13 protein-coding genes are annotated in these 15410 nt (G+C 37.7%); all 13 read left to right on the top strand.

Annotated features, from left to right (window positions below):
* The first annotated feature begins 11 nt into the window (after nucleotides 1–11).
* A complete protein-coding gene (gene flgK, locus NH454_RS01710) occupies nucleotides 12–2021 on the top strand; it encodes a flagellar hook-associated protein FlgK (RefSeq protein ID WP_135923827.1) in 2010 nt (669 codons plus the stop codon).
* Between the two features lie 2 nt (nucleotides 2022–2023).
* A complete protein-coding gene (gene flgL / locus NH454_RS01705) occupies nucleotides 2024–3256 on the top strand; it encodes a flagellar hook-associated protein FlgL (RefSeq protein WP_135923828.1) in 1233 nt (410 codons plus the stop codon).
* A 345-nt stretch (nucleotides 3257–3601) separates the two neighbouring features.
* The gene (locus NH454_RS01700; RefSeq protein WP_135923829.1) at nucleotides 3602–4567 is read left to right on the top strand and encodes a flagellin; all 966 of its coding nucleotides are present in this window, start codon (nucleotides 3602–3604) and stop codon (nucleotides 4565–4567) included.
* 426 nt (nucleotides 4568–4993) lie between these two features.
* Nucleotides 4994–5962, top strand: coding sequence for a flagellin (locus NH454_RS01695; protein ID WP_135923830.1), 969 nt, complete (start codon nucleotides 4994–4996; stop codon nucleotides 5960–5962).
* Between the two features lie 162 nt (nucleotides 5963–6124).
* On the top strand, nucleotides 6125–7090 hold the full coding sequence (locus tag NH454_RS01690; protein WP_135923831.1) for a flagellin: 966 nt from the start codon (nucleotides 6125–6127) through the stop codon (nucleotides 7088–7090).
* An 88-nt stretch (nucleotides 7091–7178) separates the two neighbouring features.
* Nucleotides 7179–7598 (top strand): flagellar protein FlaG, encoded by a 420-nt coding sequence (locus tag NH454_RS01685; RefSeq protein WP_135923832.1) that lies wholly within the window; start codon nucleotides 7179–7181, stop codon nucleotides 7596–7598.
* Nucleotides 7599–7624: 26 nt separating this feature from the next.
* Nucleotides 7625–9028 carry a flagellar filament capping protein FliD gene (gene fliD, locus NH454_RS01680; RefSeq protein WP_135923833.1) on the top strand — a complete coding sequence of 468 codons (1404 nt, stop codon included), beginning with the start codon at nucleotides 7625–7627 and terminating at the stop codon, nucleotides 9026–9028.
* A 38-nt stretch (nucleotides 9029–9066) separates the two neighbouring features.
* Nucleotides 9067–9489, top strand: a complete 423-nt coding sequence (gene fliS / locus NH454_RS01675; RefSeq protein ID WP_135923834.1) for a flagellar export chaperone FliS — start codon at nucleotides 9067–9069, stop codon at nucleotides 9487–9489.
* Complete coding sequence (locus tag NH454_RS01670; RefSeq protein ID WP_253038108.1) at nucleotides 9479–9775, top strand: hypothetical protein; 297 nt, start codon at nucleotides 9479–9481, stop codon at nucleotides 9773–9775. Before fliS ends, NH454_RS01670 begins: the two co-directional genes overlap by 11 nt.
* 11 nt (nucleotides 9776–9786) lie before the next feature.
* Complete coding sequence (locus tag NH454_RS01665) at nucleotides 9787–11883, top strand: 6-hydroxymethylpterin diphosphokinase MptE-like protein (RefSeq protein WP_253038107.1); 2097 nt, start codon at nucleotides 9787–9789, stop codon at nucleotides 11881–11883.
* 160 nt (nucleotides 11884–12043) lie between these two features.
* Nucleotides 12044–13012 (top strand): glycosyltransferase, encoded by a 969-nt coding sequence (locus tag NH454_RS01660; protein WP_253038106.1) that lies wholly within the window; start codon nucleotides 12044–12046, stop codon nucleotides 13010–13012.
* Nucleotides 13005–14201 (top strand): UDP-galactopyranose mutase, encoded by a 1197-nt coding sequence (gene glf, locus NH454_RS01655; RefSeq protein ID WP_253038105.1) that lies wholly within the window; start codon nucleotides 13005–13007, stop codon nucleotides 14199–14201. Before NH454_RS01660 ends, glf begins: the two co-directional genes overlap by 8 nt.
* The gene (locus NH454_RS01650; protein WP_253038104.1) at nucleotides 14201–15409 is read left to right on the top strand and encodes a hypothetical protein; all 1209 of its coding nucleotides are present in this window, start codon (nucleotides 14201–14203) and stop codon (nucleotides 15407–15409) included. The genes glf and NH454_RS01650 overlap by 1 nt, the downstream gene beginning before the upstream one ends.
* The last annotated feature ends 1 nt before the right edge of the window (nucleotide 15410 follow it).

Here is a 15410-nt window from a genome sequence, read left to right as displayed (position 1 = left end):
AGTAAACCCTCATGTCATTTAGCTTATATGACATTGCTAATGCCGGTGTAAGAGCGAATTCTGAGCTTTTACAAACCACCAGTAAAAACATAGCGAATGTGAATACTGAAGGCTATGTGCGTGAACGCACTGAGTTCACAACCATGATCGACAACCAAGTGGGTCGTGGCGAAACGTATCGCTTGTTAAATGAGTTTGCCCAAAAGCAATTAAATCGTGATACCTCAAATAAGGCATTTTTTGATCAGTTTGTAACTGAAGCAAGCCGAGTAGATAGCCTGTTTTCAGAAGAATCAAATAGTTTATCGACCAGTATCAACTCGTTTTTTAACAACGTACAAGAAAGCTTAAATCAGCCTTCATCAAGAGTCGCTCGTTCACTAGTAATGACTGATGCACAGAACTTGATTGATCAGATGGATAGGTTATCGAGCATCGTGGTTGATCAAAAAGCGGTTGTGAATGAACAATTAGAAATCTTCTCAGATGAGGCGAATAACCTTATCCAAAATATTAGTGATTTGAATACTAAAATTGCGGCGGTACATGGTACTGATCGTGAGTCAGTCTCTAGTGGTTTATACAATGAGCGTGATAAAGCAATTCGTGATTTATCTGAGTTGATAGATATTGAAACACTTGATGGTAATAACGGCGAAAAACAAGTGTATTTAGGCTCAGGTCAAGCACTTGTTATGCAAAGCGGTACATTTAACCTGTTTTCATTTAGTGGCGACCCCGATCCAAACTTTAAAGAGTTAAAGCTCGATGTCAATGGTGGCAAAGCTGTGCCGCTTGAAGTTGATGTAAGTAAATTAAAAGGCAAAATTGGTGGGCTGCTTGCTTTTCGTGATGACATTTTAGTCCCTGCCCAGAATCAACTTGGTCAAATGGGGTTAGCGCTGGCAGATGCATTTAATCAGCAAAACCGCCTAGGTATGGACGCCAATGGTGAAATTGGTGGTGATATATTCGCTATTCCAACCGTTGATGCATTTAGCTACCAAGCCAATACCGGTTCATCAACCATGACGGCAACGGTTGAACCAGGTAAAGGCAGCGAATTGCCAGCAAGTGATTTTATTGTCACCTATACCAGTGCTACCACTGTCGAAATTCAAGCTATTGATAATAAAGGTGAGCCAATTGGCACAGCGTCAACAGCGAATGTGACGGCAGGGGTGATTGATTCATCAACCATCACAGGCGGTGAAGCGTTTGGTTTACAGCTTAATGTATCAGGCACAGCAAATGCCGGTGACCAATTTATGGTGAAGCTTAACTCACAAGCAGCAACAACGTTAGAGCTTGCAACTGAGCGTCCTGAAGACTTAGCGCTTGCTTCGCCCATACGTACTCAAAATGATATAAACAATACCGGTGACGCTAATATTTCGCCGGGTACGGTTACTGACATAGCAAACTCGACGGGTATAACAGTGGGGCCTCCACCTAGTTTGGCTAATAGCGATATAACATTAGTAAAAACAGCGAATGCTAACGAGTATCAAATCACAGACGGTAACGGTACTAGCACCTTTACAATCACACCTCCGGCAGAGAATATTCTTGCGCAAGCAGGGGCGCCATATGATAGCTACGGTTTTGACTTTAATATAGAAGGCACACCTGCTACCGGCGATACCTTTACGCTTGAATTTAACACAGGTGGTTTTGATGATAATCGTAATGGTTTATTACTGGCAGGCTTACAAACTGGCGACTTAGTGCGTCAAAATGTTGAAGCAAGCAGCACCGCTGATAATCATAAAACATTCAACCAAGCATACTCTGGCATTGTCACTGATATTGGTGTTGTTACGAGTCAAGCGCAAACCAATGGTGCGGCCTTTACCGCATTGGCTGATCAATCTGAAGCTTGGTACGAGTCATTATCTGGTGTAAACCTTGATGAAGAAGCGGCAAACCTGCTTCGTTTTCAGCAGTCTTATGCGGCATCAGCGCAGGTACTTGCAACAGCACGTACTATTTTTGACACCTTATTAAGTGCGGCGAGGTAATTATGCGTATTTCAAATAACATGATGTATAAGAATAACCTTAATTCTATTCTTAACTCACAGCAAAATGTTAATAAAGCACAAGAGCAGGTTAATACCCAAAAGCGCGTATTAACTGCTGCGGATGATCCTTCAGCAACTGCACGTGCGTTACTTTATAGCGACCGCATTCAAGGTAATGAACAGTTCACAAAAAATATCACTATGCTGAATAGTCGTTTAACGACGGAAGAAAGTGTGCTGCAAAACATCAAAGGCGCACTTGAATCTGCTTATACATTATCTATTCAAGCAGGTAATGGTGCTTATAGTGATATCGACCGTGAAGGTATTGCTGAAGAAGTTAAAGCATTGCAAAGTACGGTGCTTGATTTAATGAATGCAAAAACGGAAGACGGAAAATATATCTTTTCTGGTTACCAAGATAACACGCCTACTTATAGCTATGACAGTGCATCAGGTCGTTACGAATACGGTGGTGACCAAGGTCAGCACAAAATTAAAGTGGCCGAAGGTGTAGAAATAAAGTCGAGTGATAATGGTTTTGATACGTTCGAAAAAGTAAATGCCCGTTTAAATGTAGCGTCAAATAACGGTACTGTGTCAGGTGGTATCACAAGTTCTAAAATTTATGTCACAGAGCAGGGCGATTTTGATAGCTTCCATAAATCTAACTACAATGCTGATCCGGCTGCAGCAGCGAATGCAAATACATTAAGCTTTATTACCACCACAGGTACACCAAATACTTACGTGGTACAGCAAGCGGGTGTAACAATTGGCAGCGGTAGCTTTGATGAAGGCAAAATTAATTTTAAAGGAATGCAAGTCACTATTGACCCTGTTGCTAACGGGCAAGTTGATGTAGACCTAGAAGCACCACAAAAAGAGAATGCCCTTAATACCTTAGATGATTTAATTGCTGGCCTTACAGCGCCGAACTTAACGCAAGAAGAGTTTGATCAGGTGCTTGCCGATGCTGTTGTACAGCTAAATAATGCTAAAAACCAAGTATCTCTGGTTCAAGCCGGTTTAGGTGGCCGTTTAAACACAGCAAAGAAAATTGAAGAGTCTAATAGCGATCTTGATATTAACAACAAAGCTGCAAAAGCCGAGTTAGTTGAGCTTGATATGGCTGAAGCAATTACAGAGCTTACTAAACAAGAGACTGCACTGCAGGCATCGCAGGCCACATTCGGTCGTTTAGCCAATCTTTCTTTGTTTGATTATCTATAATTAATCTAGGTTAAGCTCATTTTTTGGGCTTAACCTTTAAAACCTGCTTTAAATTACCTACCAAAGAGCCTTTTGAGCGAAATATTTATAAAGTTTTAAACGTCTACAATACATTTCTAAAACTATTTTTTAGCTACTCTAAAATGATTGATAAAGATTTTTAAAATTAATTTTCATTTAAATACAGTGATTTAAATAAAAAATGAAAAATTGTTTAAAAATTCGCTAAAGGATTTTTTGACCGGACCGATAACTTAATTAACCAAGCAGCGTAGCAAATAACAGTTACCGCTTAATTAGAGTAAGTTTGAGAGTAAATGATAAGTTTACTTCGGGAGAAATATCATGGCACTTTATGTAAATACAAATGTTAGTTCATTAAACGCACAAAGACAATTAATGAATTCTGGTAATGCACTAGACACTTCATTCCAACGTTTATCATCAGGTCTTCGTATCAATAGTGCGAAAGATGATGCGGCAGGTCTACAAATTTCAGACCGTTTAACATCACAAATTAACGGCCTAAACCAAGGTAACCGTAACGCGAATGATGGTATCTCTTTAGCACAAACAGCTGAAGGTGCATTAGACGAAGTAACATCAATGTTCCAACGTATGCGTACACTTGCACAACAAGCAGCAAACGGTTCAAACACTGATGAAGACCGTTTAGCAATCCAAGAAGAGATGCGTTCTCTTTCTGCAGAAGTTAACCGTGTTGCAGGTGATACAACTTTCGGTGGTCAAAACCTACTAGATGGTACATACGACGCGAAGTTCCAAGTAGGTGCTGATGCAGTACAAACAATTAACTTCAGTATGCAAACGGTAGGCGCTACAACGAATAGCCTTGAAGCAAATGGCGGTTTCACTATCTCTGGTATCGCGGGTGTTGCTGCAGGTGTAACTGGTAATACACTAGCTGAACTTGCTGAAGGTATCAGTGCAATTGATAGCTCTGTTACAGCGGCATCACTAGATTTCGCAACGACATTTACAGCGGGTGGTATCAGTGTATCTACTCAAGCAAATGCACAGGCTGTACTAGCAGGTATGGATTCACTTATCGCAGTAGTAGATAAGAAACGTGCAGAACTAGGTGCGGTACAAAACCGCTTCCAATCAACAATTCGTAACCAATCGAATATTGCTGAAAACCTAAGTGCTGCTAAATCACGTATCAAAGATACTGACTTCGCTCAAGAAACAGCTAACTTAACTAAGATGCAAATCTTACAACAAGCTAGCCAAACAATCTTAAGCCAAGCAAACCAACGTCCTCAAGCGGCATTAAGCTTACTAGGTTAATAGTTGGGAACTTGAGTTGAAGTGAAGTCAAAACTTTGACTCAAAAGAAAAGCGCCTTTGTCTAATGGGGTATTAACAAAGGCGCTAAGATCGGATTATAAAGCGGAGGCGCTCAAAATCCTGACAGTAGTGTTCTAACATTTGTAAGAACATAAAATACTAAGCACAGACTGTGCCATAGTTTGTGTTGATTTAACCCACTCTCAACTTATCTCTTTCAAGGCTCCTTTTAGGAGCCTTTTTTCATTCTGTTACTATTTTATCAATAGTTGGCCTATTTATTGCTCTATTTAATTCAAGTTAACTAACTAACACGCAAAGTGGCAGCTTTTTGCCTTAGGCAACTTAGAATTGCCGCCTAGTAAGCCACTTTGTCAAAACACTTTTAAAGTGACTTAACTTTGACAGATAAGAAGAGAGTTTATTATGGCTTTATATGTAAATACTAATGTTAGCGCATTAAATGCACAAAGACAGTTAGATCGGTCTGGTACAGATTTAGACACTTCATTTAAGCGTCTGTCATCGGGTCTTCGTATTAATAGTGCTGCCGATGATGCTGCTGGTCTACAGATTTCTGACCGTTTGCAATCACAAATCCTAGGCCTTAACCAAGGTAACCGAAATGCAAATGACGGTATTTCTTTGGCACAAACTGCTGAAGGTGCGTTAGACGAAATTACTTCAACGTTCCAACGTATCAGAACCCTGTCGCAACAAGCTGCCAATGGTTCTAATACAGATGAAGACCGATTAGCTCTTCAAGAAGAGATCCGTCAATTATCTGCTGAAGTAAATCGAATTGCTTCAGATACAACCTTTGGTGGTCAAAACTTACTTGATGGTAGTTACTCAGCGAGCTTCCAAGTGGGTGCTGATGCAGTGCAAGTTATTGGTTTCAGCATGCAGTCAGTGGGTGCTACAACGAATAGCCTTGAAGCGAATGGTGGTTTCACTATTTCAGGTATCGCTGGTATCGCTGCTGCAGTTGGTGGTAAAGATTACGATGTACTTGCTGCAGGTATTAGTGCTATTGATGGTACAACAACAGCGGCCTCTTTAACATTTGAGTCAGTGTTTACAGCTGATGGTATCAGTGTTTCGACCCAAGTAAATGCACAAGCTGTGCTTGCAGGTATGGATTCACTGATTGCGGTTGTTGATAAAAAACGTGCAGAGCTTGGTGCTGTGCAGAACCGTTTCCAATCAACTATTCGTAACCAGGCTAACATTTCAGAAAACTTGTCAGCAGCGAAATCGCGAATCAAAGATGCTGACTTCGCAGCAGAAACGGCTGCATTAACTAAAAACCAAATTCTACAGCAAGCAAGCCAAACAATTTTAGGTCAAGCAAATCAACGACCTCAGGCTGCTTTAAGCTTATTACAAGGTTAAAGTTAAAAAATAAAGTTAAAAATTTACAAATAAAGCTAAAGCTTTCGCTTTATCAGACGATAACTGAGTTAGAGAACTATAAATCTAGGACTCTAAGTCGGTTAAATAGCAGGGTAGGGGTATCCCGCTGTTTAGCTATAAAATGATAAAGCGGAGGCTAATATGGCTTTATACGTAAACACTAATGTGAGTTCATTGAACGCACAACGCCAGTTAATGAAATCTGGCAATTCACTTGATACATCTTTTCAGCGTTTATCTTCAGGTTTACGCATTAACAGTGCAAAAGATGATGCTGCAGGTATGCAGATTGCTAACCGTTTAACTAGCCAAGTTAATGGTTTAAATCAAGGTAACCGAAATGCTAACGATGGTATTTCACTAGCGCAAACTGCTGAGGGTGCACTTGACGAAGTAACGTCAATGTTCCAACGTATGCGTACACTTGCACAGCAAGCGTCAAATGGTACAAATACCGACGAAGACCGCTTAGCACTACAAGAAGAAATCCGTTCACTTTCTTCAGAAGTAAACCGTGTTGCTGCAGATACTACATTTGGTGGTCAAAACCTTCTTGATGGTAGCTATGATGCGAAGTTCCAAGTAGGTGCTGATGCAGTACAAACTATCAACTTCAGTATGCAAACTGTAGGTGCAACAACAAATAGCCTAGAAGCAAATGGTGGTTTCACTATTTCTGGTATTGCGGGTGTTGCTGCAGGCGTGACAGGTAATACACTAGCAGAGCTAGCTGAAGGTATCAGTGCAATTGATAGCTCAGTTACAGCTGCATCACTAGATTTTGCAACGACATTTACAGCGGGTGGTATCAGTGTATCTACGCAAGCAAATGCACAAGCAGTGCTTGCAGGTATGGACTCTTTAATTGCTGTTGTTGACAAGAAACGTGCAGAGCTAGGTGCTGTGCAAAACCGTTTCCAATCTACAATTCGTAACCAATCAAATATTGCTGAAAACTTAAGTGCTGCGAAATCACGTATTCAAGATACAGACTTTGCTCAAGAGACAGCTAACTTAACGAAGATGCAAATCTTACAACAAGCTAGCCAATCAATTTTAAGTCAAGCAAATCAACGTCCTCAAGTAGCGCTTTCATTACTAGGCTAATTTACTTGATTTATAAGCCACTTTGGACTTAGGCATTTTTTCCTGAAGTGGCTTATACTTTTGACTATGAACATTTTGAGGTGCGATTATGATAGATCTTAATTCAACACAAAGGTCTAGTGACAACCTATCAACAGCGAGTGGGGCAGCTAATTTAAAAGCTGAATTAAATGACTCGAAGCTAGTTAAAGGCACGGAACTTGCTGGTAGGGAGCCAGTAGATATAGATACGGCAGCCAAAGCTGAGCAAAAAGATAAAAAAGATCTGATTGCTGAAGTTAAGCAAAATCTAGAAAAGTTAAATGATTACATACCAGTAACGTCAACTAATTTAATTTTTGAATTTGATGAACTTGGTGATCCACCCATCATAAAAGTACTGGATAAAGAAAACGATGAAGTGATCCGAGAGATCCCGACAGAAGAGTTTCGAGAAGTTGCTAAAGCTTTGGAAGAATTTGCCGATAAACTAACCAATAAAGGTTTGTTGTTCAATAGAACCGCTTAGCAGTATTAGAATTTGGGAGTATTATTATGCCATTAATCACATCCGCAGGGGTTGGCTCTGGATTAGATCTTGAAAGTATTATCAGTGCGACTCTTGATGCTGAGAATACCCCTAAATTAGCTGCGTTTGCAAAAAAAGAAGAAACGTTACAGGTTGAGCTATCTTCGTTAGGAGAAGTAAAATCTGCAATGTCTAAACTGCAAGACACCATAGAAAAACTAGCAGATATCGATAACTTCAATAAGCGTATTGCCAATATTCAACAACCGGCAAGTGATGACGGTGATCTTATTTCAGTTACACCTACATCAAAAATTACTCCAGGTGACTTTAAAATTGAAGTACTGGAGCTTGCACAAGGTAGTCGCGTTACATCTAATGATGGTTTATTTACCTCAACTGATGACGTTGTCAGTGCGTCAGGCGGAACGTTGTCGTTTGCTGCGGGTGACAAAAGCTTTGACCTAACTCTAGAAGCTGGCGCTACACTTGCAGATTTACGTGATGCAATAAATGATTCTGAAGACAACTTTGGTGTGACCGCGAATATCGTGAATACCGGCACAGAATCAAAACTTGTACTCACTTCATCGGTAAGTGGTACAGGTAATGACCTTGTAATAACAAACGATAATGCCGAACTTGATAAGGTTTCGACACTGGCAAATGATGGGGTCACTGCAGGCGGAATGGCTATTGCAGCCGGAAACGAAGCCTCTAGTGCGATGATCAAAGTGGATGGTATTACCATCACAAATGATACAAACACCTTCAAAGACGCTGTTCAAGATATGACAATTGTAGCGAAACGCCAAAGCGTTGACGGAGAAACCGCAAAACTATCTGTTGCAGTTGATAGAAACAGTGTTACCAAATTGGTTGATGAACTTATAACTAATTACAACAACTTAATTGGCCAAATTGGTTTGCAAACACGTGTTGGTAAACCGTTAAATGCAGATTCGACAATTCGCTCATTTGATTCACAATTATCAAGCACATTAGCTACAAAGCTAACTGATGCAGGTCCCTTTACAAGTATTTTTGATATTGGCCTGACAGTCAACAAGGATGGATACCTTGAAAAGTCTAGTCTTGTCCGTAGCTTAAATGAAGCAATGGATGAAAATTATGACGATATTGGCAAGGCTTTTGCAGGTGAAAACGGAATTGCTAAGCAATTAGAATCACTTCTAGATAATTATGTTGATTCTAAAGGTATAATGAAGCAACGTGAGGATTCGTTAAATTCGCAACTAGACGAATTAGAAGATGATGTTATAAATCATGAGTTTCGAATGGAATCACTGGAAGCGCGTTTAAGAAAGCAGTATTCGGGCTTAGATGTTTTGCTTGCGCAAATGCAATCTACTCAAACGTATTTAAGTGCCCAGCTTTCAAGCTTACCAGGCTTTTCGAAACCTAAATAAGCGAATTTAAATTTATTATTTAAGACCAAAGGTGAACTATGTATAACGCCAGAGTAAAAAACTATCAAAAAGAAGCGCTAAAGACGCGAGTCGCCGGCGCAGACAGATACGAAATTATTCAGATGCTTATGTCAGGTGCAATTGAAAAGATGGTCTTAGCAAAAGTAGCAATCGACAAGAAGCACTTAGAAGCTAAAAGCGAGCATTTATCTAAAGCTTCCGCAATTTTAGAAGCGCTTAGAGGCTGTTTAGATTTTGAAGTAGGCGGTGAGGTTACTGAAAATCTATACGCTCTGTATTCTTATATGATTGATCGTCTAATTGATGCAAGCGTTAAAAATGACACTAGCATCATTGATGAAGTTTCTGGTTTATTAAAAGAGATTAAATCAGCATGGGATGCAATTCCTGTTGATATACGCAATCAAACCTTTGCTGAAAATAGTGCTCATGCAAGCTAAATTAGAGCAAATTGAGTTAACTCTATCTGAACTAGAAAAACACTTAAATGAGCTAGATATTAATGAATCTAGCTCTCGTATTCAGCAGCTTACCACTAGCTTAGAGTCTATTTTCGATTCGGAAGACCCTCTCACTGAACAGCAAAAAGAAGTGCTCACTTCTATTAACTCTCGTTTGATAAAGCTCTGTAAAGACACAGCTGAAAAGAAAGAGCAAACTAAGCAAGAATTATCTACACTTGTAAAAAATAAAAAAAAGGTTGGGATCTATAACCAACTGAAATAGGCATACTACTTATGACCCTCCCAGAAAATTTTAACGAAGAATTTAAACAGCTCGAGCAAAGATTAACTGAAGCTCAAGCACATGAGCTAAGAGAGCAAAAGTTTGCTATTGAAGCGAATGAACGATTTTCTAAAAACCTCGCAGCCTTTGAACAATACTACCCAGATGTATTTAAAGCGATTCAGGAGTTTCAACCGAGAGAAGATTTTTGTATTCATGTGACTAAGTCTGGTCATGGCAATTTTGTGCCAAAAGGCAAAAAATTACCATTGTATGATGAAAATCCACTTGAGCAAGTAAGCAAGCAGGTGTCAGAAGCAATTAAAAACCCAGTTTTTACTTTAACTGAGTACACTAAGTACAACCCAAATAATACAGATTTGAGGTTGCATATCAGATATATGCAAAGCTTAGGAAAGCTTATGCACGAGATGAAGGTTGAAGGCGAGCCTGAATTATTGGAAAGTTTACCGAATAAATTTCCAACAGCATTACTATTTGGTCTTGGTTTAGGTTATCAAATTGAGTTGCTAATTGAGCATACGACGTTTGATTATATGTTCATTGTAGAGCCTGATTTTGAAGTCTTTTATGCTAGCCTTTATTGTATAGATTGGTTTTCTATTATTCAAAAAGTTGATGAAAATCGAAATTGTTTATTTTTGCATATAGGCTCTACAGAACAAGAGCTTATAAATGATATAAATTTGGTTGTCGAAGATATTGGTGCGTATTCTATTGTACGTAGTTTTTGTTTCCAACATTACAAGGACGAAACTTTATCGGCTTTAATGGCGAAGTTTTATTCAGATTATTTCCGCTTCCAATTTGGATTTGGTTTCTATAACGACGCAATTACTGGTTTAGCGCATTCATTTCAGTTATTGAAAAAAAATACACCATTCTTTGATGCTCAAGCAGCAAAAATTGATTCATTAAAAAACTTGCCAGTATTTATTGTAGGTAATGGACCTTCACTAGATGAAGCTGAAGAGTTTTTAAAAAATAATCATAAGAAGGCAATTATTTTTGCTTGTGGCACGGCTCTTGGTTCATTAACCAGTATGGGTATTAAAGCTGATTTTCATATATTAGTTGAACGTCCATATAGAAACTATCAAGCTGTACTTGATATGGCTAGTTTAGACGTTTTCAAAGAAATAAACTTATTGGCACTGAACACTGTATACCCTGATACAGTCGATTTGTATAAATGGGCTGGTCTTGCGTTGAAAGGGAATGAGGCTGCAACTGATTTTATAAATATAATGCTAGCATTACATGGGTTAGGTAGCTATATGACGGCTCCATTTTCGAATCCAAATGTTGCAAATGCAGGGCTATCTTTTGCCTTGTGCTTTGGCTTCAAAGATATATATCTCTTTGGTGTTGATAATGGTGTTGTAGAAACTGAGCATCATTCGAAATACAGTATCTACAATTACGAAAAAAAGACTGAGTTTAGATACTTTCCAACAAAAGTAGGTGAACACCTTCTTCCAGGTAACTTTAACAAAACAGTTAAGAGTAACAGTATTTACGCTACTTCAGTTAAGCAACTCGAAGATCTTATAGAGTATAAACCAGGTGCTTCCATATACAATGTTGGTAATGGAGCTGTTATCAAAGGGGCTAATGAAACCCATGTAGAAGATCTTATGGAGTTACATGGTGATTTGGAGAAAGAAAAGTACATCAATGAAATCAAGGATAAATTTAAGTTACTGCCCATAAATAATATTAAAGAGAGTGATGTGTTTATCGATAAAGCCATAGAAGTTGGGGAAGAGCTTCTTGGAATGGCAAAATCTGATTTTTCAACAGTCGCAGAAGCCAATGAAGTAATTAAAAGACAACAGAGATACCTTTACTCTTTTAGAGGAAGTGTATATAGCCATATTTTTCAAATATTTAAAGGTAGCTTACTTTATTATCACTGCCCGATGATTACTGTATTGTATAAGTACAAAAGTGAGGTTGAGTGCTTAGGTGTTTTTGCGCAAGTTAATGAGCTTTGGAAAGCGTATTTAACTGAAATTATTGAGCACTTGAAGGCTGAACCTTTGGCGAAGTGTGACTGGGCTTTCTATGAACATATGAGGAAATAAATCAGAGAAAATTAGATATGCCTTTAAAAATGTTGATGACTTTACCTTAGTAAATCTAAAGATATTTTTATCTTTCAAGTCATACCTTGCTACTTTTTTAAAGTGAACTGTTTTTAAATTTAAAGGCTTATATTTATAAGGTTAATTGGAGAGTAGCTTTTTGAAATTAAGTGTTATTATACCTGCGTACAATCTTGAAAAATACATAAGTGAGTGTTTGCTCGGTGTGCTTGAACAGGTTACATCATTTTCATTTGAAGTTATTTGTATAGATGACTGTTCAATTGATGGGACATGGGGATTATTAGAAAAACATTCTAAAGAGTACACAAACTTAAAAGTCATAAAAAATAGCTCAAATTTGGGGTTAGCAAAAACTCAAAAAGAACTGCTTCAACTTGTAACTGGTGAATATATAGCTTACCTAGATGGTGACGATGTTGCATTACCTGGAAAACTACAAGCATTAGTTGACTATATGGATGATAACACTTCATGTGCCTTGGCTTATCATGAAGCAGAGGTGTTTGATTCAGATACAGGTGAAACACTAGGTTTATATTCAAAAGGCTTTTACAACGCAAAATACGTGCCTCAACGTGCGACGGTGGAGCACCTTATAAAGTATGGTTGTTTTGCAAATGCTAGTTCAATTATTTTCCGCAGGCATGAAAACCTGATGAATGCTATTGAAGAGAATTGTAAGATTATATTGGATTACCCATGGCATATACTGAACGTTCTACATATAGGTGGTACAGTTGATTTTATAGATAAAGTATATGGACGGTATCGAATCCACAACCAAAGTTTTGGTGGCCAAACGAGGAAAAACCCTCATAGAAGGGTTCAATCCATGAATGATCAAATCTTAGCTGTCAATAATGCGAGTAAATTTGGAGTTGTTCAAGAGGTAATTGATAAAGGTATTGCCCATCACCAGTTTGCAACAGCATTGTATTTTTTAAAGCTTCGTGATTTTGAGCGTTTCCAAAAATATATAGAACCAGTAGGTCTGCAAGAAGTATTCTTCGATAAAAGACATACTTTTGCTTTTGCTAACAGAGAGCATCCCGAGCTAGTTTTGCAAAAGTTATTCCCAGAAATAATGGGTGATAATAATGTTTAGTTGGAAAGGCAGAGAGTTTGATGTATTAGTTATTGGCGCTGGCTTTTCTGGAGCTGTAATGGCTGAAAGGTTCGCTTCACAAAAAGGGTATCGTGTTTTAGTTCTTGAAAAAAGAGCTCATATTGGTGGGAATTGTTACGATAAATTAGATGAAAATGGCATTAGGATTCACCAATATGGCCCACATTTATTTCATACTAGCCATGAAGATGTTTGGAGTTACTTAAATAAATTTACTGAATGGCACCCATATGAACATCAAGTTCTAGGTTTTATTGATGGAAAATTAGCACCCGTTCCATTTAACTTAAACTCAATAGATGCCTTCTTTCCAGAAAGTCATGCTAAAGAACTTACTAAGCGCTTGCTCGAAAGGTATGAGTTTGGAGCAAAGATACCAATTTTAGAGTTATTAAGGACAGATGACTTAGAATTAAAAAAACTATCTGAGTTTATATATAATAAGCTATTTGTAAATTACACATGTAAACAATGGGGCTGTAATCCTGACGAAATCTCACCAGAAGTAACAGCAAGAGTGCCTGTCGTTATTTCAAGAGATAATAGGTACTTTCACGATAAATACCAAGCCGTTCCTGCAAATGGTTATACTGGATTGGTTGAAAATATATTAGCACATAAAAATATTAAAGTAGATAACAGTGTAGATGCTAAAAACCTTCTCACGCTAAAATTTAGTGAGGATACTATTATATTTGATGGTAAGCCCTTTAATGACCCAGTTATTTATACTGGAATGCTAGATGAGCTTTTTGATTTTACTTTAGGGGAGCTTCCTTACCGCTCTCTCAAATTTAAGTTTGAACATCATAGTCGTGAAAAATTTCAACCAACTACTACCGTCAACTACCCTAATGACGAGGCGTTTACCAGAATAACTGAATTTAAGCATATAATGCCAGAAGAGCAAACGAAGCTGAGCGTTGGTAGCACAATAGTCAAAGAATACCCACAAGACTATAACAGAGAAAATCCTAGTAAAAATATTCCTTATTACCCTATTTTTAATGACGAAAATGAGCTTTTGCATAAAAAGTATTTGAAAAAATTAAAAAAGTATAAAAATTTAACGTTAGTAGGTCGCTTAGCTCAGTACAAATATTTTAATATGGATGATGCGATAAAGAACTCTCTAGATACATTTAATATTCTGAAGGAGAGACTATAATGTACTTAACATCAATTAGTATTAATGACCTCCCAGATAGTTATGTGATTGTAGGTACTGGAAGGTTTACTGAGAGTTTTTTAAAGTTATTAGAAAATACTACGTTACCTCGCCCACATGTAATTTTAGACCTCAATACACCTCACCATCATGATAAGCAGTATGGTATTCCTGTTTTAGGTTTTGAGCAGTATGATTCCAACCTTTCAGAAAATATAGTTTTAGGATCTGACGTTTACCAGGTTCAGTTAATAGATAAATTTAATGCACACTTTAACACTCTTGTTAGTTTTATAGATGTTTCTAATGATGTACAGGTTTTCAACAACAAAACACATTGTTTTAATCATTTGAAAGAAATTACATCTGATTATGTTTTGTTTTTTTCCGTTGGTTCTAAACTTCCTTTAGCAAAGTGGTTGGGAAACTTTTATCAATGGTTAAATATTCAGGGTATTCATTTAGTTTCAAGGCATCCAATGGAGTACGTTTCTGAAGAAGAGTTAAAAAGTGCTAAGGCTATTATTTTATGGAATGGTGAAACTCCTCATTTTTTAAGTTTAAAGTCTAAAATTAGCAGCTTGGGCTTATTAGTTACATATTCAGAATGCGGTCACTTTCCTCAACATGAAAATTACTATTTTGATAAAAGAGGCGTTAACTTTAACTCACAATTATTACATGATGATTTAAGTTGGGTTGATACGCATGACTATAAAGTTATGAAAACTGTGCGTGAACATTTTTTTAAGGGTTATAAAGGCAAGAATGAAGGCTATGTTTTTGTGCCATTGCAAATCGAGTCAGACTCTAACCTGCAAAATTACTCTAGATTTAAATCAGGAATGCAAGAATTTATTGATTTTATAGAAAAGCTTTATCCACAAAAAAAATTGATTTTTAAAGCTCACCCAAAAGATATGTATAAAAATAAGTATCGTTTTAACCATGGAATCCTTTCTAATTTAGATACGAAGGAATTAATCGTAAACTCCTCTTTTGTACATGGAATTAACTCAGGGGTTTTATTCGAAGCAGTGCTTTTTGGAAAGAAGGTAATTGCTGAGGGCGAGTGTTTATTAAATCATAAAGCTGCAACGATGGAGGATGTTGTAGCTGCTATGCTAAGCAGGCAAAAAAACATAAAAGATACTCGATTCAATGCTGAGTATTTAGATAGGTTTACAAATTTTACTGGAATACGTTGAG

The organism is Pseudoalteromonas sp. Ps84H-4 (assembly GCF_024124645.1).
In the GTDB taxonomy this organism is placed as follows: Bacteria; Pseudomonadota; Gammaproteobacteria; order Enterobacterales; family Alteromonadaceae; genus Pseudoalteromonas; species Pseudoalteromonas lipolytica_C.
The sequence above is the reverse complement of the archived record's forward strand: the minus strand, read 5'-3'. Positions and strand labels throughout refer to the sequence as shown.

What these genes read in the sequence shown, in the direction of transcription:
- flgK (WP_135923827.1), top strand. Translation starts at nt 12, where the DNA reads ATGTCATTTAGCTTATATGACATTGCTAATGCCGGTGTAAGAGCGAAT.
- flgL (WP_135923828.1), top strand. Translation starts at nt 2,024, where the DNA reads ATGCGTATTTCAAATAACATGATGTATAAGAATAACCTTAATTCTATT.
- NH454_RS01700 (WP_135923829.1), top strand. Translation starts at nt 3,602, where the DNA reads ATGGCACTTTATGTAAATACAAATGTTAGTTCATTAAACGCACAAAGA.
- NH454_RS01695 (WP_135923830.1), top strand. Translation starts at nt 4,994, where the DNA reads ATGGCTTTATATGTAAATACTAATGTTAGCGCATTAAATGCACAAAGA.
- NH454_RS01690 (WP_135923831.1), top strand. Translation starts at nt 6,125, where the DNA reads ATGGCTTTATACGTAAACACTAATGTGAGTTCATTGAACGCACAACGC.
- NH454_RS01685 (WP_135923832.1), top strand. Translation starts at nt 7,179, where the DNA reads ATGATAGATCTTAATTCAACACAAAGGTCTAGTGACAACCTATCAACA.
- fliD (WP_135923833.1), top strand. Translation starts at nt 7,625, where the DNA reads ATGCCATTAATCACATCCGCAGGGGTTGGCTCTGGATTAGATCTTGAA.
- fliS (WP_135923834.1), top strand. Translation starts at nt 9,067, where the DNA reads ATGTATAACGCCAGAGTAAAAAACTATCAAAAAGAAGCGCTAAAGACG.
- NH454_RS01670 (WP_253038108.1), top strand. Translation starts at nt 9,479, where the DNA reads ATGCAAGCTAAATTAGAGCAAATTGAGTTAACTCTATCTGAACTAGAA.
- NH454_RS01665 (WP_253038107.1), top strand. Translation starts at nt 9,787, where the DNA reads ATGACCCTCCCAGAAAATTTTAACGAAGAATTTAAACAGCTCGAGCAA.
- glf (WP_253038105.1), top strand. Translation starts at nt 13,005, where the DNA reads ATGTTTAGTTGGAAAGGCAGAGAGTTTGATGTATTAGTTATTGGCGCT.
- NH454_RS01650 (WP_253038104.1), top strand. Translation starts at nt 14,201, where the DNA reads ATGTACTTAACATCAATTAGTATTAATGACCTCCCAGATAGTTATGTG.